Origin of the sequence: uncultured Gardnerella sp., from assembly GCF_947280595.1 — a bacterium.
Taxonomy (GTDB): Bacteria; Actinomycetota; Actinomycetes; order Actinomycetales; family Bifidobacteriaceae; genus Bifidobacterium; species Bifidobacterium vaginale_A.
Window position 1 is genome coordinate 40,912 of the sequence record NZ_CAMYOS010000009.1, and the last position, 19,497, is coordinate 60,408.

14 protein-coding genes are annotated in these 19,497 nt (G+C 37.7%); 9 read left to right on the forward strand and 5 right to left on the reverse strand.

Features of this window, described 5'->3' with window-relative positions:
* Nucleotides 1–20 precede the first annotated feature (20 nt).
* The gene (locus Q0X59_RS04135) at nucleotides 21–2,693 is read right to left on the reverse strand and encodes a DNA topoisomerase (ATP-hydrolyzing) (protein WP_297643362.1); all 2,673 of its coding nucleotides are present in this window, start codon (nucleotides 2,691–2,693) and stop codon (nucleotides 21–23) included.
* Between the two features lie 192 nt (nucleotides 2,694–2,885).
* Between Q0X59_RS04135 and Q0X59_RS04140 the strand changes: the two genes are divergently transcribed.
* Nucleotides 2,886–4,226, forward strand: coding sequence for an alkaline phosphatase family protein (locus tag Q0X59_RS04140; RefSeq protein WP_297643364.1), 1,341 nt, complete (start codon nucleotides 2,886–2,888; stop codon nucleotides 4,224–4,226).
* 4 nt (nucleotides 4,227–4,230) lie between these two features.
* Here Q0X59_RS04140 and sepH read toward each other — a convergent pair whose 3' ends face one another.
* Nucleotides 4,231–5,652: a septation protein SepH gene (sepH, locus tag Q0X59_RS04145; protein ID WP_297643365.1), complete on the reverse strand. Its 1,422-nt coding sequence runs from the start codon at nucleotides 5,650–5,652 to the stop codon at nucleotides 4,231–4,233.
* Between the two features lie 160 nt (nucleotides 5,653–5,812).
* Between sepH and Q0X59_RS04150 the strand changes: the two genes are divergently transcribed.
* The 3 genes from Q0X59_RS04150 to Q0X59_RS04160 all read left to right on the forward strand — a co-directional run bounded on the left by Q0X59_RS04150 (nucleotide 5,813) and on the right by Q0X59_RS04160 (nucleotide 9,094).
* Complete coding sequence (locus Q0X59_RS04150; protein WP_075523462.1) at nucleotides 5,813–6,106, forward strand: DUF4193 domain-containing protein; 294 nt, start codon at nucleotides 5,813–5,815, stop codon at nucleotides 6,104–6,106.
* The gene (gene dut, locus Q0X59_RS04155) at nucleotides 6,107–6,586 is read left to right on the forward strand and encodes a dUTP diphosphatase (protein ID WP_297643366.1); all 480 of its coding nucleotides are present in this window, start codon (nucleotides 6,107–6,109) and stop codon (nucleotides 6,584–6,586) included.
* A gap of 168 nt (nucleotides 6,587–6,754) precedes the next feature.
* Nucleotides 6,755–9,094 (forward strand): bifunctional (p)ppGpp synthetase/guanosine-3',5'-bis(diphosphate) 3'-pyrophosphohydrolase, encoded by a 2,340-nt coding sequence (locus Q0X59_RS04160; RefSeq protein ID WP_296156572.1) that lies wholly within the window; start codon nucleotides 6,755–6,757, stop codon nucleotides 9,092–9,094.
* A gap of 127 nt (nucleotides 9,095–9,221) precedes the next feature.
* On the opposite strand, the gene Q0X59_RS04165 is transcribed toward Q0X59_RS04160, so the two are convergent.
* From Q0X59_RS04165 to Q0X59_RS04175, 3 genes are all read right to left on the reverse strand, one after another.
* Entirely contained in the window at nucleotides 9,222–9,902 is a 681-nt protein-coding gene (locus Q0X59_RS04165) for a methionine ABC transporter permease (RefSeq protein WP_075523372.1), read from the reverse strand.
* Nucleotides 9,903–9,935: 33 nt separating this feature from the next.
* Nucleotides 9,936–10,715 carry an ATP-binding cassette domain-containing protein gene (locus tag Q0X59_RS04170; protein ID WP_075523371.1) on the reverse strand — a complete coding sequence of 260 codons (780 nt, stop codon included), beginning with the start codon at nucleotides 10,713–10,715 and terminating at the stop codon, nucleotides 9,936–9,938.
* A 102-nt stretch (nucleotides 10,716–10,817) separates the two neighbouring features.
* Nucleotides 10,818–11,651 carry a MetQ/NlpA family ABC transporter substrate-binding protein gene (locus Q0X59_RS04175; RefSeq protein WP_075523370.1) on the reverse strand — a complete coding sequence of 278 codons (834 nt, stop codon included), beginning with the start codon at nucleotides 11,649–11,651 and terminating at the stop codon, nucleotides 10,818–10,820.
* 352 nt (nucleotides 11,652–12,003) lie between these two features.
* On the opposite strand from Q0X59_RS04175, the gene Q0X59_RS04180 reads away from it, so the two are divergent.
* The 5 genes from Q0X59_RS04180 (at nucleotide 12,004) to Q0X59_RS04200 (ending at nucleotide 19,391) form a co-directional block, all read left to right on the forward strand.
* Complete coding sequence (locus Q0X59_RS04180) at nucleotides 12,004–13,701, forward strand: NAD+ synthase (RefSeq protein ID WP_075523369.1); 1,698 nt, start codon at nucleotides 12,004–12,006, stop codon at nucleotides 13,699–13,701.
* A 166-nt stretch (nucleotides 13,702–13,867) separates the two neighbouring features.
* The gene (gene pflB, locus Q0X59_RS04185; RefSeq protein ID WP_297643369.1) at nucleotides 13,868–16,243 is read left to right on the forward strand and encodes a formate C-acetyltransferase; all 2,376 of its coding nucleotides are present in this window, start codon (nucleotides 13,868–13,870) and stop codon (nucleotides 16,241–16,243) included.
* 89 nt (nucleotides 16,244–16,332) lie between these two features.
* On the forward strand, nucleotides 16,333–17,214 hold the full coding sequence (gene pflA, locus Q0X59_RS04190; RefSeq protein WP_075523367.1) for a pyruvate formate-lyase-activating protein: 882 nt from the start codon (nucleotides 16,333–16,335) through the stop codon (nucleotides 17,212–17,214).
* Nucleotides 17,215–17,320: 106 nt separating this feature from the next.
* On the forward strand, nucleotides 17,321–17,695 hold the full coding sequence (locus Q0X59_RS04195) for a hypothetical protein (RefSeq protein ID WP_075523366.1): 375 nt from the start codon (nucleotides 17,321–17,323) through the stop codon (nucleotides 17,693–17,695).
* Between the two features lie 181 nt (nucleotides 17,696–17,876).
* Entirely contained in the window at nucleotides 17,877–19,391 is a 1,515-nt protein-coding gene (locus Q0X59_RS04200; protein ID WP_075523365.1) for an HRDC domain-containing protein, read from the forward strand.
* Nucleotides 19,392–19,497: the final 106 nt, after the last annotated feature.

Here is a 19,497-nt window from a genome sequence, read left to right on the forward strand (position 1 = left end):
CACTATGCTGTTTTATTTCTTTAACCAATGTGAGCTATTTGAGAAACAAGTTCTGTTCCAGAAGCATCTCTTCGCATATCTGGTTTTGGCAATTCAACATTAGCTCTTCCAGGAGTTGTTGCATAAAGCGGATAATGCCCAACATATGCGTTTAATAAAGTATTTTGACCTTTTAAGAATCGTTGCGATCTTACTCCGCTTGTTCCTCTTCCTTTAGTTGGATACATTGTTAGTGGAGTTAGCTTAGCAGATCCGTTATCTGTTCCAGGAAGAGCGTTTTCATCTCCTGCTAAAGTAAAAACGATTGTTCCAGATGCGGAGAATAATCCATTTTCACCTTCTTCATAATTCCATTCAACGAGATCTTTTGGAACTACTGCGAAAGCAACAACTTTGCAATCTTGTGCTAAACGAATACCTGCCATCCCTGCAGCAGTACGTCCTTGAGGTCTTACTTGCTTTGCATCGAAAGTTAGTAGTGAAGAATCTGAACTGATGAATACTAAACGGTCGTCATCGCCAGAAATTGCAGCGTTAATTACTTCATCTTTAGGCTTTAAATCTATTATGCTCCAAGAATCCATAGTTGTAGGGGATTGCCCATTCCAACGTTTTACTACTCCGTCTTTTGTTCCAATAGCTATTGGATTTGGTTCATCTGAATTAAGTGGTATAGCAGATACAACCTTTTCTCCAGCAACATGGTCGCTGCTTTGAGTAGATAATAGTAGTTCGTTTGCGCTAACGCCTTTTGATAGAAGCTCAATATTTACATTTTCACTATTTGCTATTGAATGAAGTTGAGGTAAGTCAGATACATGTGCGAGAACAAGTCTTCCAGCAGAAGTAATTAAACCATATGTTGAGCGAGTTGTAGTCGTAAACATAGTAAGACATGGAGTATCGAAAATATTTCCAGTATTTGTTTTCCATTTGTTGAAAGTATCTACGCTAGTTCTAGCTATAAACCCAGATGCGCTTAAAGCTATTGCGCATGGATCATCGCTTAATTGTAATGCTTGTTGCGCTACATCTGATTGTCCTGCAAGACGTGCTGCGTTTGCAGCTGCAACGTCAGCTTGTACAGATGTCATTTTATTTGCTTCCTGAACAGCAATAAGCGCCGAATCTGTATTTGAATTTTTATCATTATGTGTGCGAACTGGTGTAAAACTTCCATCAACTTGTTCATCTAAAATAATTGTTCTACGAGGAGAATCCCATTGTTTTACAGCAGAATCCATTTCTGATATTACAACTTTATCTAGTTCGAGTTCAGAGCTTAATATTTTATCTAATTCTTCTATTTTCTTTAATAAGTCATTGCGTTCAGACTCAAGTTCTATTCGACTCATTTTCGTAAGTCTGCGCAAACGTAAATCAAGAATATATTGTGCTTGAACATCGTCTAAGTCAAATACTTTAATCAATTTTGCTTTAGCAATATCCGCATCTTGGGAAGAACGAATTACTTGAATTACTTCATCGATATCTAGCATTGCTAGAAGAAGTCCTTCAACAAGATGTAAACGTTCGCCCGCTTTAGTCTTTCTGAATTCACTACGTCTGCGTACTACTGTTCTGCGGTGTAAAATCCAAACATCTAAAAGCTCTTTCAATCCCATAGTATGAGGTCTGCCGTTTACTAGAGCAACGTTATTGATTGTAAAGCTTTCTTGTAAAGGCGTGTGTTTGAAAAGCTGTGCTAAAACAGCGTTAGGATCAAATCCTGTTTTAATTTCTATTACTAAACGAGTTCCGTTATGACGGTCTGTTAAATCAATAGCTCCAGTAATTCCGTCAAGTTTTTTAGCTTTAATTCCTTGAGAAATACGTTCTAGTACTCGTTCTGGACCAACCATAAAAGGAAGTTCTGTAACTATAATAGCTTTTTTACGTGCTGTAATATTTTCAATATGAGCTTGTGAGCGAGTTATGAATGCTCCTCTACCAGTTTTATAAGCTTCACGAATTCCGGATCTTCCTACAATAATTCCGCCGCTTGGCCAATCTGGTCCTGGAACAAATTGCATTAAATCATCTAAAGTTGCATCATTGTGTTTCATTAAATATTTTGCGGCTTCAACTACTTCTCCAAGATTATGTGTTGCCATGTTAGTTGCCATTCCAACAGCGATTCCAGAAGCTCCGTTTACAAGCAAATTTGGTATTGCTGCTGGCAAAACTGTAGGTTCTTTAAGTTTATTATCGTAATTTGGAGTGAAATCAACAGTGTTTTCGTTAATATCTGCATTCATGCCTAAAGCAGCAGGTGCTAAGCGTGCCTCAGTATATCGTGATGCTGCAGGACCATCGTCAAGAGAGCCAAAATTTCCGTGTCCGTCAACTAAAGGAATACGCAAAGAAAAAGGTTGAGCTAAACGAACCATTGCTTCGTAAATTGCGCTATCGCCATGTGGGTGTAATTTACCCATTACTTCGCCTACTACTCGAGCAGACTTCATATAAGCGTGATCTGGGCTTAAGTTCATATTGCCCATTTGATACACGATTCTTCTTTGAACAGGTTTCATACCATCGCGCGCGTCTGGTAAAGCTCTGGCGTAGATAACAGAATAAGCGTATTCCAAGAAGGATTTGCTCATTTCTTCATTTAACGGCGTTTCAACAATATGCTCTTTAACTTTTCGTGGGTCAAAAGCAGGTGCTGTTGAATGGCGGCGTGAAGGCATGATATGAACTCCTTGAATGACTTTTATAGACTACTATAGTAGCAATTTACGTGCACAAGAATGTTGTTCTTCGTTGTGATTTTAGTAAACTTATTTAAAATTTTCAGTAATTTTATGAATTTTTTACTTATTTTATTATATGAATTTTTTAAAATATATGAGTTTTCTTCACGAAGTGGTTCAATAATATGTATGAGCGTTGAAATGCCGTCTTTTAAAGAATTATTGCAATTCGTTGAAAAAGTTGAATATGGGGATTGGTATTCGAAAGATTTAGCTGTTTGTGGTGTAACTGATGTTAGTAGTGTAACTGATGTTAGTAGTACTAAAGTTAGTAACTTTGCTAATGATGGTACTAAATTTAGTAGAGATGATTCTGATTATGCTAAAGTTGGTGGAGCATTACATTTATCTTCTGTTCTTCCAGCTGTTTGTGATGCTATTGGAACGCCTGTAAGCACTGCAATACATCATGATCCTTCATTTTTGCGTAAATCATTAAATATACCTTCTGCTAGTAGAGCTATTGTTGTTCTTGTTGACGGTTTAGGGTACTGGAATATTGTTAATAGGATTGGACACGCTCCTTATCTTCGTTCTCTTATGAAAGAACCTTTGAATCAGCGTTTTATTTACTCGTGTTTACCAAGTACTACTGTTGCAGCAATGGGTACTTTTGGTACTGGTACTTGCCCAGGTCTTACTTGTATGACTGGATACACTCAAAAAAATAATGAAACTGGTGCTTTAGCTCAGTTAATTCAATTTAGAGATGCTCCTTTACCTGAAAATCTTCAGATTCAGCCAACTATATTTGAATTACTAGTCAAGCGCGGTGTTCGCGCTGATAGTGTAAGTCTTCCTAAATTTGAAAATTCTCCTCTTACTCGCGCTGCTTTGCGAGGTGCGCGTTATATTAGCGCAAAAACACCTAGAGCACGTATTTGCGCTGCCGCAAACACGACTTTAGAGCCTGGATTAACTTATATGTATTTACGAGATACAGATAAAGTAGGTCATAACTACGGTTGTGATTCTGATGAGTGGATTGCATCTTTTGAGCAAGTTGACGCTCAATTACAATTATTGCGAAAAAAGTGTGCTCCTGGAACTTTGATTATTATTACAGCAGATCATGGAATGATACAATCTGATCCGTCTATGTGCATAGATATAGCTAAAAATCCTAAATTATCTGAAGGCGTTTCCATGGTTGCAGGAGAGCCTAGATCTGTTATGCTTTACGCAAAAGATGGTGTTAGTGTAAATGATTTAGCTAAGCGTTGGACAGATGAGCTAGAAGATAAAGCACTTGTTAGAACTAAAAAACAAGCTATTTTGGATGGTGTTTTTGGCGAAGTTTGTGATAGAGCAAATGAAATCTTGGGTGACGTAATTGTTCAAGCTGCAAATCGCGTCACCATAGTTGATTCTCGAACACAAACACAAAAGGCTATGAGTTTACCAAGTGTTCATGGATCTATGACTCGTATGGAACTTGAAATACCTTGCCTTATTGATCTTGTTGATTAAGATATCAGCCTTCGCCAAATAAAATCTCATCCCAGCTAGGGACTGCAGATCTTCCACTTTTCCTTTTATGCTCGTTTGAGTGAGATTTTTCGACTGTATTCGCATTATTTTGTGTTTCATGCGTTTTCGAATTTGAATTAGAAATAGTGGAATTAGAGTTGTTGTTAGAGCTGTTGTCCTTGCTATTTCTGTTATTCTCATAAGAGTTGTTTGAATTGTTGCTATTTGCGCTTGTGCTCGAATTTGCGCTCAAGTTTGTGCTCGCGTTTGCTACTTGTGAATACGTATTTTCATTTGCGCTTGCAACGCTTGCACTATCGTATTCTTTATTAGTTTTAGTAGCTTTAGTAGTGTGCTTTTTTGATTCACTTGAGTTTATTCCTGAAATATCATCTTTTTGCAATATCAGATTTTCTTGTGAATAATGAGAATCTCTTGTATTGGATTGCAATTTAGGTGAATTGCTTGCATAATCTGAATTATTATCAAATTCGTAATCATGATTTTCCTTTTTAGATAAGTGTGAGTCAGACTTAACTTTCGAAGAATTATCTAATATAGAAGATTTGTTTACATAATCTTCTAAAGTATGAATTTCTGTTTTATTTCCAGACTTATAATCCGTTTGATTATCTAATTGAGATATATTTTGAGAATTGTTATTCTCTTCAGAATTTGAATTTTCCCATTGAGAAATTGCACGCTCTATTCTTGCGGATCGTATTGAATTTCCTGGTATTTCGTTATTTGTAAACGGGAAGGATATATTTACAGTATCTCTATAAGTGTTATTAAACGAAGTTTTACTTGAGTTTAAGTGTGTGCCAGACGCTATTTCTTCACCGAGTAAAAGTCTAGAAGAAGTATTCATGCACGAAACAGTGTTATCGTGCATATTCCAAGTCCATTCTGCTTTGATTGTGCGAGTCGCTGTATTAAATTGCGCGATTATACGCCATGGCTCAAGCCCTCTTCGAGTTGCACGCCATTTTACTGTTTCCATTCCAATTCTTGCTTTTGCTAAAGTGCGTTCAATAAGATCTGAAAGTGTGCGCATATTGCTTTGTTTTGGAGCTGGAACAGATAAGAATTGTTCAATAGCGTATTGTTTTTCAGTTTCGACTCCAGAAGAAAATCGTCTAACTTGTGCTTCACTTATATGATATCTTGCTGAAACTTGAGATGGCTCAATACCTGCTCGTATGAGTGCTTGTATTTGTGATATTGGAAGTGCTGCACTTGATTGAGAAGTGTTGCTTTGAGAATCTGCATCGTTTCCATTCTTAATACGTTGTGATTCTGATATAGCGTGCTTCAGCGTGTCGTCCATGTAAATTTTTAACGGCGTGTTTTCGTAAATAAAAATTAAATCTCCGTTTTCATCTACATGATCGAAACTCGCCGTTTTTGGCGGATTTTCAAGCATTGTGCACCACTTTCCTCGCTTTTAACAATACTATATATATACTTTAGTCTATAGTATGCCTTCTTTAGCATTTTACATATATTTAAAAGAGTGTATTCTATGCGGGGTGGCATTCATGTATGCTATGCGCGTAGGAGCTTTAGAGAACGAAAGGACCATAATGGCACAGGATTATGATTCCCCTCGTAGTAAAGATGAGGATGAGGAGTCGCTGCAAGCACTGATTAAGGGTTCGCAGAACTCTTCTAGTGAGATTGACGATGATGAGAATGCTATTGCTGAAGATTATGAATTACCTGGAGCTGATCTTAGTGGTGAAGATGCATCTGTTACGGTAATTCCTATGCAAGGTGACGAGTTTATTTGCTCTGAGTGCTTCTTAGTGAAGCATCGCAGTCAGCTTGCTGAATCTTCTACTGAAAGTCAGCCTGTATGCAAGGAGTGCGCTGCTTAAATGGCATATGATGAAACTTATAACAGCCCAGAGCAATTAGAAGTACTTATACAATATTTGGATAAAGTTGCCGAGCATATTGAGCCTCTTCGTTATGCGCATGCTTCAGATGCTGGAGCTGATTTAAGAACCACACAGGATTTTGTTTTGAAGCCGTTTGAAAGAGCGCTTGTGCCTACTGGTGTAGCGATTGCTTTGCCTGCTGGTTACGTAGCTCTTGTACATCCTCGTTCTGGTCTTGCTGTAAAGCAAGGTGTAACTGTTTTGAATGCGCCTGGAACAGTGGATGCAGGGTATCGTGGAGAAATAAAAGTTCCACTTATAAATTTAGATCCTGAGCATGTTGCTGAATTTCATAGAGGAGATCGTATTGCTCAATTAGTTATTCAGCGTTATGTTGAAGCAGATTTTATTCAATCGGAAAGTCTTCCTTTATCTGATAGATCTGATAAAGGCTTTGGTTCAACAGGTTTGCAATAAATTTTAAATAAATCCGACTAGCGTGTGCTATGTCGGATTTATAGTAATTTTTTTGTAAATTAGCTTATTCTTAGTGCATTAGTTGTTGATTTTTTACATTATTTAACAATTTAAGTGCTGTATTTTGTTGAAACATGTAGGATAGTGTTACGCGGGAGGTGATGTGTGATGGGTGAATCACAAGAAGAGATTAGGTGTGCTAATAAGCTTGGATGTGAAATTAGCGAAGAACCAAATAACCCGTTGTGCCCAATTTTACAAATGTGTCAATGGCATCATCCCGGTGAAAATATGGATATACTTCATCGTGCGTATAAACGAGCAGTGAAGCAACATACTGGTCAGCGGCGTAAATCAGGTGAGCCATATATTATTCATCCTCTTGCAGTTGCACAAATTCTTGCAGATCTAGGTATGGGTCCTGTAGTTGTTGCAGCTGGATTATTGCACGATACTGTTGAAGATACTGATTACACTTTAGAAGAGTGCAGGGCTGATTTTGGTGATACAGTAGCAGGTCTAGTTGATGGCGTTACCAAAATTTCAAATATGGAATACGGAGATAATGCACAAGCTGAAACTATAAGAAAAATGGTTGTAGCAATGAGCAGAGATGTTCGTGTTCTTGTTGTAAAACTCGCAGATCGCTTGCATAATGCTCGTACGTGGAGATATGTTAAACCTCAAAGTTCGCATAAAAAAGCTAGAGAAACGCTAGATGTATATGCTCCTCTTGCAAATAGACTTGGTATGAATGCTATTAAAACAGAACTTGAAGAGTTAAGTTTTAAAGTATTGTATCCAAAAATTTATAATGAAATAGTTGTTTTAGTCGCTCGTAGAGCTGGTCAGCGTGAAGTTTATTTACGCCAAATTCTTGAAGAAATCAACGAAGATTTATCTGAACAGCATGTAAAAGCTTCTGTTAAAGGTCGTCCAAAAGATTATTTCTCAATCTATCAGAAGATGATTGTTAGAGGTCATGATTTTGAAAATATTTACGATCTTGTTGGAGTTAGAATAATAGTTGATTCTATCCGAGATTGCTATGCTGCATTGGGTGCTGTGCATGCAAGATGGAGTCCTGTTCCTGGGCGCTTCAAGGATTATATAGCAACTCCTAAGCTGAATATGTATCAGAGTTTGCATACTACTGTTGTAGGTCCAGGTGGAAAGCCTGTTGAAATTCAAATTCGTACTTGGGATATGCATAGGCGTGCTGAATTTGGTATTGCTGCTCATTGGAAGTATAAGGCTAACGGTCAGGCTGGTCGTGCTTTAAGTAAGCCAGATAATGAAGATTTGAAGCGTGAGCAAGAGGATCGTAAAGAGCTAAGCGAAGCAGATAATCTTAAATGGATTCAACAATTAGCTGATTGGACTAGTGAAACTCCTGATTCAGATGAATTCTTAGGATCTTTAAAGCAAGATTTAGGTGCTGCAGAAGTATATGTATTTACTCCTAAAGGAAGCATTGTTGCACTTCCTCAAGATGCAACTCCTGTAGATTTTGCTTATTCAGTGCATACTGAAGTTGGACATCGTATGATGGGCGCTCGTGTAAACGGCCGTTTAGTTCCTCTTGATACGAAGCTAGTTAATGGAGATACAGTTGAAGTTTTGACTTCAAAATCAGATACTGCTGGACCATCAAGAGATTGGCTTAGTTTTGTAAAATCTCCGCGTGCTAGAAATAAGATTCGCCAGTGGTTTAGCAAAGAGCGTCGTTCTGAAGCTATTGAAGAAGGTAAAGACGAGTTAACTCGTGCTATGCGTAAAAGAAACTTGCCTATATCTACTTTAATGACTCCACAAGCTTTAATTGGTGTTGCTGACGAGTTGAATATTATGCCTAATGTTGATGCAGTTTATGCTGCAATCGGCGAAGGCCAAGTTTCGACTCAAAATGTTATTTCTAGACTTGTTAAAGACGCTGGAGCTGATGAAGTAGATGAAGAAGTTGAACAAGAAGCTTTGCCTTTAAGGAGACCTGAGAGAGCCAGAAAGTCTAATGGTGTTCTTGGTGTTTCTGTAAAGGGAGTTGGAGATGTGTGGGTTAAGCTTGCTCGTTGTTGCATGCCAGTTCCTGGAGATAATATCGTAGGATTTATAACTAGAAATCAAGGCGTATCTGTTCACAGGAATGATTGTCAAAATATGATTGATTTGCAAAAAACTCAACCTGAACGCGTTATTCCTGTTCAATGGACAAGTGATAAAGGCCTGTTTTTGGTTAAAGTTCAGGTTGAAGCTTTGGATCGACAGCATTTGCTTTCAGATGTTACTAAAGTACTTTCTGATCATGGTGTAAACATTCTCTCAGGAAATATTGCTACTGGGGATGATCGAGTTGCAACAAGTCAGTTTACTTTTGAAATGGCAGATCCTCAGCATCTTAATACATTGCTTGCTGCTATTCGTAAGATTGAAGGCGTTTTTGACGTTTATCGTATTACTGGTGCAAAAGATAGTGCTGAGCCTCGGCTTAGAAAGATGGAACGCGGCTGAGTGATTAGCTGAGTAATTAGCTGAGTGATTAGCTCTAGTGATTATTAAGTTATTAAGCGATTAGCTTCAGTAATCTTATATAATTATGTGCTTTACATATTCATGTTGAATACGTAAAGCACATTTTTTAATGCTCGCGATGATTTATTTTATTTGATATTACATCGCCAATACTTTGTGCTATTTGAACTAAAACAATGCATAAGATTACAGCTACACCCATAACATCATATTGGTATCTTTGATATCCGTATCGTATAGCAATGTCGCCAAGTCCACCTGCTCCAACTGTTCCTGCCATTGCAGAAAAACCGAAAAGTGTTATAAATGTGAGAGATACTCCACGAATTAAGGATGGAAGGCTTTCAAAGAGTAATACTTTGAAGATTATTTGTATATTGCTTGTTCCAAAACTTTGTGCTGCTTCAATAAGACTTCCATCAACTTCTGCTAAAGATTGTTCAACTATTCTAGCTACGAATGGTGCTGCTGTAACAACAAGTGGAACAATAGCTCCTGGAACACCTAGCGAAGTTCCTACGATAAGTCTAGTAATTGGTATCAATGCAACTAGAAGAATGATAAACGGTACAGATCTGACTATATTAACTATTCCGCCTATAATAGCGTGAATAGTCGCGTTTTCTTTTATTCCTTTCTTTGAAGATACTATTAGTAAAACGCCTGCTGGCAATCCTATTGCATATGCTAAAAGTGTTGCAATAGAAGTCATTACTATTGTGTCTAGAGTTCCTTCAAGCAGTAAGTCACCATATTCTTCAAAGAAATTTGTTACAGCATTAAGCATTTTTGCTCCCAGTTTAATTTTGCAGATTCGCCTTTATTGATTCTGTTCGCTTGTGTCTTTATTGCGATGATTTTCAACAAGAGAATCAGCAATAAGAGTAGTTAGAATTTCGCTATGAGGATTTTTAAATAATGTTGATGTGTCACCGATTTCAACTATTTTCCCACCGTCTATCATTGCTACTCGATCGCAAATATTTCGAGCTACAGATAGTGAATGAGTTATTATAACCAAAGTTACGTTTAGTTCTCTGTTGATTTTACGAAGCAAGTCTAAAATTTGCGCAGTAGTAGTTGAATCAAGAGCACTTGTTGCTTCATCACACAACATAATAGAAGGGTTATTTGCAAGTGCGCGTGCAATAGCTACACGTTGTTGTTGTCCGCCAGAAAGTTGGCTAGGGTAGCTGTTTTCAAAACCTTTTAATCCTACTAACTCTAATAAATATTGTGCTCTTTCTTCTCGTTTCTTTTTAGGAGTATGGTTTAGCTCTAACGGGAATGTAACATTTCGTAATGCTGTGCGCTGCCCAAATAAGCTAAAGTTTTGAAAAATCATGCCTATATTTGAGCGGATTTTAGAAAGCTCTAGATTTTTAGCGTTTGTTATATCTTTTCCATCGATGATTATTTTTCCGCTTGTAGGTCTTTCTAATAGATTTATGCATCGGACAAGTGAGGACTTACCTGCTCCGGAAGATCCAAGAATTCCAAATACTTCACCTGATTCAACAGTTACGTTTATACCATGTAATACTTCGCGTGACTCTTTGCCGTTTGAATAGCTTTTATGAAGATTTTCAATTTGAATCATATGTTCTCACTTGTTCCGATCTATAGTTTTTTGCGATTTTAGCAATATTGTAAAATTTCTACTCGTATAAAGTAAGAAGTACCTTATACGAGTTTGAAAAGTTTAGAAAACAGGTAATACTGCTCCATTGTAATTTTTGTTAATGAAATTACGCACTTCGTCAGTCTTTAGAGCTTTAATCAAAGCTTTGATCTTGTCTGTGTTTTCTGAACCTTTTTTGACAACAATAATATTTTCATAAGTTTTTGCTGCAATTCCGCCAACTTTTTCTGAAATTAGTGGATCTTTTATAGGATCAAATCCAGCTTGAATAGCATAATTTCCATTTAATGTAGCGAAATCGACATCTTTAACAGCAGTTGGAACCATTGCTGCTTCAAGCTCTTTGAACTTCAAATTATGAGGGTTAGAAACAATATCTTTAGTAGTGGAATTCACATCCTTTGGATTCTTTAATTTCAACAAACCTGCATCTTGAAGAAGTAGCAATGCGCGTGCCTCATTAGTTGCGTCATTAGGAACGGCAATAGTAGAGCCATCTTTCACATTTTTAAGAGATTTTAATTTTCCTGGATATAATCCGAAAGGCTCAAAATGTATTCCTGCAACAGAAACAAGGTGTGTTCCTTTTTCTTTATTGAAATTATCTAAATAAGGTAAATGCTGATAATAATTTGCATCAACTTCGCCTTCTTCAGTTGCAGTGTTTGGCTGTACGTAATCTGTAAATTCTTTTACAACAAGTTTGTATCCTTGTTTTTTAAGAATTGGTTTTACTACTTTGTTTAATATTTCTGAATGAGGTGTAGGAGAAGCTGCGACAGTAATTGTATGGCTATCTTTATCGGAAGCTTTTTGAGAACCACATCCTCCGAGAGTTAATCCTACGAGTGCGCTTAAAGCAATTGCTGCTGAAATAATTTTCTTATTATTCATATTTTTCTCCTAACATTATAGATTTTATTTTTCTTTTTCTTTTTCTCTTTTTTCAGTTTTCTGTTTTATTTTTCTTTTTCAGTTTTTTCTTTTCTCTTCTTCAGTTTTTAGTTTTCAGTTTTCTGTTTCTCTTTTTTTTCTTCTTTTTTCAGTTTTTCTTCTATCTCTTTTTATTTCTCAATATGTTCCCCTTCGCGAGTACAAAATCCAAATATATGGGAGAAATCTGCTTAATGCTACTGTTTTATTATTTGTATTACTTATGACTGGTTAGAAAACGTTGAAAATAAAAGGAAGTGAAAAAATATCTCCTTTTTAAAGTATTTGCATTTTTTCGATTACACTTATAGTCATGAGTGTAATTCGTTTAGCATTAGCGCAAATTGATACTTGCGTTGGAAATATAGAAGTAAATAGCGAAAAGATTTTGCAATATTGCAAAAAAGCTAAAGAAAATAATGCGCAAATGGTCGTATTCCCTGAAATGACTTTAACAGGATATCCTATTGAAGATCTTGCATTGCGAGCGACTTTCCGCAAAGCAGCTAATAATGCTATATTTACTCTTGCAAAACGGTTATGTAGTGAAGAATTATCTGATTTATATGTAGTTGTTGGAACAGTAGGATTAGATGAATCCTCTGGAAAACCTCGTAATAGACTTGTTGTATTGCATAACGGCAATATTATTCTTCATTACGATAAGCATTTTTTGCCTAATTACGGAGTATTTGATGAGTTCCGTATCTTCTCTTCAGGAAATGAATGTTCAATTCTAGAAATTGACGATTTTCGCATCGGATTCGCTATTTGTGAAGATATTTGGCAAGACGGAGGTCCTGTTGCGCAATTAGCTAATAAAGGTATTAACGTACTCGTCACTATGAATGGCTCTCCTTATGAAGAAGGTAAAACGCATGTGCGCGTAAAACTTGCAAAGCAAAGAGCATCTGAAGTCAATGCACCAGTAGTGTATGTAAATCAAGTTGGTGGTCAAGATGATTTAGTTTTTGACGGCGGAAGCTTTGTAGTTGATCGCGATGGAAGTTTGCTTGAACGCTCTAAAATGTTTAAAGAAGATATTTCTTATGTTGATATAGATTCTTCTGTTTGCAAACAAAAAGTTTCTACTATTGCGAAAAAATTGGAACAAGACGAAGAAGTTTATTGTGCGTGCGTTTTAGGTCTTCGTGATTACATGCGTAAGAATGGTTTCAAAGGAGTGTGTTTAGGGCTCTCTGGTGGTATTGATTCAGCTTTAGTTGCGACTATGGCTGCAGATGCTTGCGGTGGGCAAAATGTTTGGGGAATCTCAATGCCAAGCATGTACTCTTCAGATGGTTCTAAAGATGATGCTTATGATTTAGCAAAACGTATATGTGCTAATTATGATATTCAACCTATTGAACCGCTTTTCAAAGTTTTTCAGACTCAACTTGATTTACAAGGTATTGCTGCAGAGAATTTGCAAGCTAGAGTTCGTGGCGTAATCGTTATGGCGTATTCAAATTCTAAAGGATTGCTTGCGCTCGCAACTGGTAATAAGTCAGAACTTGCATGCGGATATTCAACTATTTACGGAGATGCTGTAGGTGGGTATGCTCCTCTTAAAGATTTATTCAAAACTCGTGTTTGGGCTTTATCTCGTTGGCGTAATCGCGCTGCAGCAAATGGTGTTGGAATTGGCATGTTGCCGATTGTTGGTTTTGAAGATTTAGAAAATCAAAAAATTCCAGATGATGGATTGTTGATTCCAATAAACTCAATTATTAAGCCTCCTAGTGCAGAATTAAGGCCTGGTCAGAAGGATTCTGATTCTTTGCCAGAATATGATCTGCTTGATCGAGTGTTACAAGCGCATATAGAACTTGCTCACGGTCGTGCTGATTTGCTTTTAGATGGTTTTGATGAGCAAACTGTCGATACTGTTATGCGTTTAGTTGATCGTGCTGAATGGAAAAGGCGTCAATATCCTCTAGGTCCTAAAGTTAGTTCAATTGCTTTTGGAAGAGATAGAAGAATGCCTATAACAACAGCATTCCGTGAATAAAAGCTCAAGTACTTATGTTTATTGTTGTCAATCAGCGTTTCTATATATAAATGTGATGTAACTCACTTGAAATTTTAAAAAATTCGACTTGTTTATTGACTATTTGCTTTAACATATTACTTAGAGCAACGTGAAGGAGCGCTGCAATTATAAAAGGAGTTCAGATATGACACCAACGGATACCTCCGTTCTCACTGACGAGGAGCTTCGCACAAAGGCATGGGATGGCTTCGTCGAAGGCAATTGGAAGAACGATATTGACGTTCGAGACTTTATATTGAAGAATTACACGCCGTATGAAGGCGATGAGAGCTTCTTGGCAAACGCCACTGAAAAAACTAAGCATATGTGGAAGTACCTTGACGACAATTATTTAGCAGTTGAACGTGAGCGCCGTGTTTATGACGTTGAAACACATATTCCAGCTGGTATTGATGCGATGCCTGCAGGCTATATTGAAAGCCCAGAAGTAGATAATGTAATAGTAGGTTTGCAAACAGATGAGCCATGCAAGCGTGCAATGATGCCAAATGGCGGATGGCGCATGGTTGAGCAAGCTATTAAAGAAGCTGGAAAAGAAGTAGATCCAGAAATTAAGAAAATCTTTACTGTTTATCGTAAAACTCATAATGATGGCGTGTTTGGTGTTTATACAAAGAATATTAAGATTGCTCGCCACAACAAGATTCTAACCGGTTTGCCAGATGCTTACGGACGTGGTCGTATTATTGGTGATTATCGCCGTGTAGCTCTTTATGGCGTTAATATGCTTATTGAGTTTAAGAAGCGCGATAAGGATTCGATTCCATATCGTAATGATTTTACTGAAACTGAAATTGAGCATTGGATTCGTTTCCGTGAAGAGCATGATGAGCAGATTAAAGCTTTGAAGCAGCTTATTAACTTAGGCAAAGAGTACGGTTTGGATTTGACTCGTCCAGCTCAAACTGCTAAGGAAGCAGTGCAATGGACTTATATGGGCTATCTTGCGTCTGTTAAGAGCCAGGATGGCGCTGCAATGAGCTTTGGACGTGTATCTGCATTCTTTGATTGCTACTTTGAGCGTGATTTTAAAGCTGGTTTAATTGACGAAACTGATGCTCAGGAAATTATTGATGCTCTTGTTATGAAACTTCGTATTGTGCGTTTCTTGCGCACTAAGGATTACGATGCAATCTTCTCTGGAGATCCATATTGGGCAACTTGGTCTGATGCAGGTTTTAGTGACGATGGACGCACTTTCGTTACTAAGACATCATTCCGTTTGCTTAACACTTTAACTCTTGAGCATTTGGGACCAGGTCCTGAACCAAATATAACAATCTTCTGGGATCCAAAACTTCCTGAAGCTTATAAGCGTTTCTGCTCACGTATTTCTATTGATACTTCTGCTATTCAATATGAGTCAGATAAAGATATTCGTGAGCATTGGGGTGATGATGCAGCTATTGCTTGCTGTGTTTCGCCAATGCGTGTCGGTAAGCAAATGCAGTTCTTTGCAGCTCGCGTGAACTCTGCTAAGGCTTTGCTTTACGCTATTAACGGTGGCCGTGATGAGATGACTGGCATGCAAGTTATCGATAAAGGTGTTATTGAGCCAATTCTCCCAGAAGCTGATGGCACTCTTGATTATGAGAAAGTTAAAGCTAATTATGAGAAAGCTTTGGAATGGCTTTCTGAAACATATATTGAAGCTCTTAACATAATTCATTACATGCACGATAAGTACGCTTATGAGTCAATTGAAATGGCTTTGCATGATAGGGAAGTCTATCGTACGCTTGGTTGCGGTATGTCTGGCTTGTCTATTGCTGCGGATTCTTTGTCTGCTTTGAAGTATGCAAAAGTTTATCCAATTTATAATAAGGATGCTAAGCAAACAGAGGGTCACGAATACGAGTACATTGAAGGTGGCGACGATGATTTAGTCGTAGGCTACAAGACTGTTGGTGAATTCCCAATTTACGGTAACGATGATGATCGTGCTGATGATTTAGCAAAGTGGGTTGTAAGTACTGTTATGGGTCAGGTAAAGCGCTTGCCTGTTTACCGTAATGCTGTTCCAACTCAGTCAATCTTGACTATTACTTCTAACGTTGAATACGGTAAGAATACTGGTTCGTTCCCATCTGGGCACAAGAAGGGTACTCCGTATGCTCCGGGCGCAAATCCAGAAAACGGTATGGATGCTCACGGAATGCTTCCATCAATGTTCTCAGTTGGTAAGATTGACTACGATGATGCTCTAGATGGTATTTCGCTTACGAACACAATTACTCCTGATGGTTTGGGTCGTGACGAAGATGAGCGTATCACTAACTTAGTGGGCATTTTGGATGCAGGAAACGGACATGGCTTGTATCATGCAAACATCAATGTTTTGCGTAAGGAACAGCTTGAAGATGCTGTTGAACATCCAGAAAAGTATCCACATTTGACTGTTCGAGTTTCTGGATATGCAGTGAACTTTGTAAAGCTCACTAAAGAGCAGCAGCTTGATGTTATTTCTCGTACGTTCCACCAAGGATCTGTTACAGAGTAATAGCTAGAGATTGTTTATAAACCGCCGGAGTGAGTATTATTGCTTCGGCGGTTTATACCATATTTTGCGGAATATAGGAGGGCAGCTTAATGGCTGATAATACAGCGTTTCGAACTACAACGCAGCATATGCTTAAAGAGTCGAAAGAGTATGCCCGACAGACTTTAATGGGTGGGCTTTCCGGTTTTGAATCTCCAATTGGATTAGACAGAAAAGATCGTTTAGCAGCTCTCAAAACTGGCGATATTGGGTTCGTGCATTCGTGGGATATTAACACTTCTGTTGACGGACCTGGAACTCGTATGACAGTGTTTATGAGCGGCTGCCCGCTTCGCTGCCAATATTGCCAAAATCCTGATACTTGGAAAATGCGTGATGGCAAGCCAGTCTACTTGGATGCGATGATCAAAAAAGTAGACCGTTATCAAAGTCTTTTTAAAGCAACAGGAGGCGGAATTACTTTTTCTGGTGGAGAGTCCATGATGCAGCCTGCTTTCGTATCTCGAGTATTTCGCGCTGCTAAAGAAATGGGCGTGCACACTTGCTTGGATACTTCCGGATTTTTGAATCGCAATTATACGGACGAAATGATTGAAGACATTGATCTTTGCTTGCTTGACGTTAAATCTGGCACTGAAGAAACGTATAAGAAAGTTACTGGTGGCTTGCTTCAGCCAACTATTGACTTTGGTCAGCGATTGGCGAAGGCTGGTAAGAAGATTTGGGTGCGTTTTGTGCTCGTTCCAGGTTTGACTGACAGCGAAGAAAATGTTGAAAAAGTTGCTGAGATTTGCGATTCGTTTGGGGATGCTGTTGAGCATATTGACGTGCTTGGCTTCCATCAACTAGGCCGTCCAAAGTGGCATGAGCTCAGAATCCCGTATCCTCTTGAGAATCAAAAAGGACCTTCTAGAGCTCTTAAAGAGCGAGTTGTAAACCAGTTCAAAGATCATGGTTTTGTAGTGTACTAGATTGAACCTCGATGCGTTTTAGGCAATTTTTGCGTATTTAATTGTTTTTTTTTTGAAGGATTTTTGTATAATTATACAAATACTTTTTTAGAGATAAGGATACGCAATGAAGCGCAGAATAGGTTGTTGGATTGCATTAGCTTTTGCATTTGCACTAGCTATTTTTGTGCGGTATAGCGATAGATATGGTTTTACTAGCGCGATTGTTATTTTCGCTATTTTGCCGCTAATTTTATTTCCGATAAACATTGTTGCATCTTTCGATAAGAAACTTCTTATTGAAGTGCCGATAATATCAATTTTAATAACTTTTGTTTTAGAAGTTTTTACTTTCAAATCTGGAAATGATTTTGCTGGATATTTTGGATACCTTCTTCCAACGCTTATATTATCAGCAGTTGCATTTACTCTTACTAGATTCCTTAAAACTAAGCTTGTTAAACGCATAAATGACGAAATAGCAAACAATAAAACAGATTGATTATTTATTTGATTTTTTATTTTTGAATAGTCGTAGTTGTGTGCGAAAGTTGAAGCCGTGTTAAAAGATGCGTAATCTATAACACGGCTTAAATATTTTTTACAGATATTTTGCAAAAATTGCAAAGTAAGATGTAAAAAGCGTAAGAATTTGGCTAAAGCATGCAAATCGGGAGGCGTACTTGTTCGAGGAACCAAAGCTCTTAAAAGAGCCTAGAGAAGGAGTTCCAGAAGTCATTGATACGCTTGAAGCATATAAAAAATATTGCAGTTTGTTGACTGAAGGCTCTGGACCTTTGGCTGCAGATGCTGAGCGAGCTTCAGGTTTTCGATATAGTCATGAAGATTGGTTGATTCAATTCAAGCGCAAAGGTGCAGGAATTGGGTTATTAGATCCAATAGAACTTACAAAACTTGGAGCCGATTGGAACGAATTTAACAAGGCAGTAGGGGATGCGCCTTGGATTATTCACGATTCTATGCAAGATTTGCCAGGATTTTTCGACATTGGTTTACGCCCACGTGCTTTATTTGATACAGAAATCGCAGCTAAATTACTTGGAAGAAAGCGTTTCGGATTAAGTTCTGTAACTGAATATTATTTGGGATTGACTCTTGCAAAAGAACATTCTGCAGCGGACTGGTCATATAGACCTCTTCCTAGAGATTGGCGAAATTACGCGGCTTTAGACGTTGAATTGCTAATCGAATTAGAAGAAGTGATGCGTGCTGAACTAAAGAAACAAGGTAAGCTTTCTTGGGCTGAAGAAGAATTTGCACACTTGTTGATAGCTGGAGCAAAAAAGAAAGCTAAGCATCCTCGTCCTTGGCTTCGAATATCTCATATTAGTGTTCTTATGCACGATAAAATCGGCTTAATGATAGCTAAAGAGCTGTGGCAAAAGAGAGATGAGCTTGCTAGACAATACGATATTGCTCCAACTCTATTGCTATCTGATGCTGCAATTATTGAAGCAAGTAAGCGCAAGCCAAATAATTCAAGGTCTTTCCGCTCAATACGTATTCTTAATGAGAGAGTTCGAATTCATACTGGTTGTGAGCAAGATAAGATGTTTGAGCGATATGCTCCAATTCAGCGTAAAATTAAGCCCAATGTCTGGAAACTTGTTATTGAAAAAGCTATTTCTAAAGCTAAAAGTGGCATAGATGCAATGTCTATTGACGATGATTCAAGTGATTGTAACAACTCTAATAACTCTAATAACTTTTATAGATGTTTAGTAAATTCTTCTAGCAATCATGCTGATTATGCTAATCATGCTGATACTAGATTTTACAGTGATAGCGAAAATTATAAAGATTCTGAATCTTCTAGAGATCATATTAAAAATAATGAGAATATTGCGGATGATGAGCATGTTGAGCATAAAAATATAAGTGATTTTGAGAATTCTTTTGAGCAAGATTGTCAATGCGCTCCCAAATCAATGAAATACTGGCGTGAGCATCATCCTAATCGTTTTGCAATATTGCAAAAAGTGAAAGCTGTTGTTATGAGAATCGCTGAAGATACTCATACGCCTATGGATGTTTTAATTAAACCGCAAATAATTCGAAATCTTTGCTGGAATGATGATATAAAAAATATTGATGTACGTTTATTCCTTATTGAGCAGGGAGCTAGAGTTTGGCAAGTGGATTTAATTTCTGAGTCCGTGACTCGCGTTATCATATAACGGTTGTGCCATACGGCAGAGATAAGAAAACGTAATTTCAGGAGCGCAAGCGTGAAAATCAGCGTCAGGAATCTTGAGCCAACTAAAGTTAAGCTCACCATTACCG

Coding starts and splice junctions, on each gene's coding strand:
- Q0X59_RS04135 (WP_297643362.1), bottom strand. CDS start 2,693: ATGCCTTCACGCCGCCATTCAACAGCACCTGCTTTTGACCCACGAAAA.
- Q0X59_RS04140 (WP_297643364.1), top strand. CDS start 2,886: ATGAGCGTTGAAATGCCGTCTTTTAAAGAATTATTGCAATTCGTTGAA.
- sepH (WP_297643365.1), bottom strand. CDS start 5,652: ATGCTTGAAAATCCGCCAAAAACGGCGAGTTTCGATCATGTAGATGAA.
- Q0X59_RS04150 (WP_075523462.1), top strand. CDS start 5,813: ATGGCACAGGATTATGATTCCCCTCGTAGTAAAGATGAGGATGAGGAG.
- dut (WP_297643366.1), top strand. CDS start 6,107: ATGGCATATGATGAAACTTATAACAGCCCAGAGCAATTAGAAGTACTT.
- Q0X59_RS04160 (WP_296156572.1), top strand. CDS start 6,755: ATGGGTGAATCACAAGAAGAGATTAGGTGTGCTAATAAGCTTGGATGT.
- Q0X59_RS04165 (WP_075523372.1), bottom strand. CDS start 9,902: ATGCTTAATGCTGTAACAAATTTCTTTGAAGAATATGGTGACTTACTG.
- Q0X59_RS04170 (WP_075523371.1), bottom strand. CDS start 10,715: ATGATTCAAATTGAAAATCTTCATAAAAGCTATTCAAACGGCAAAGAG.
- Q0X59_RS04175 (WP_075523370.1), bottom strand. CDS start 11,651: ATGAATAATAAGAAAATTATTTCAGCAGCAATTGCTTTAAGCGCACTC.
- Q0X59_RS04180 (WP_075523369.1), top strand. CDS start 12,004: ATGAGTGTAATTCGTTTAGCATTAGCGCAAATTGATACTTGCGTTGGA.
- pflB (WP_297643369.1), top strand. CDS start 13,868: ATGACACCAACGGATACCTCCGTTCTCACTGACGAGGAGCTTCGCACA.
- pflA (WP_075523367.1), top strand. CDS start 16,333: ATGGCTGATAATACAGCGTTTCGAACTACAACGCAGCATATGCTTAAA.
- Q0X59_RS04195 (WP_075523366.1), top strand. CDS start 17,321: ATGAAGCGCAGAATAGGTTGTTGGATTGCATTAGCTTTTGCATTTGCA.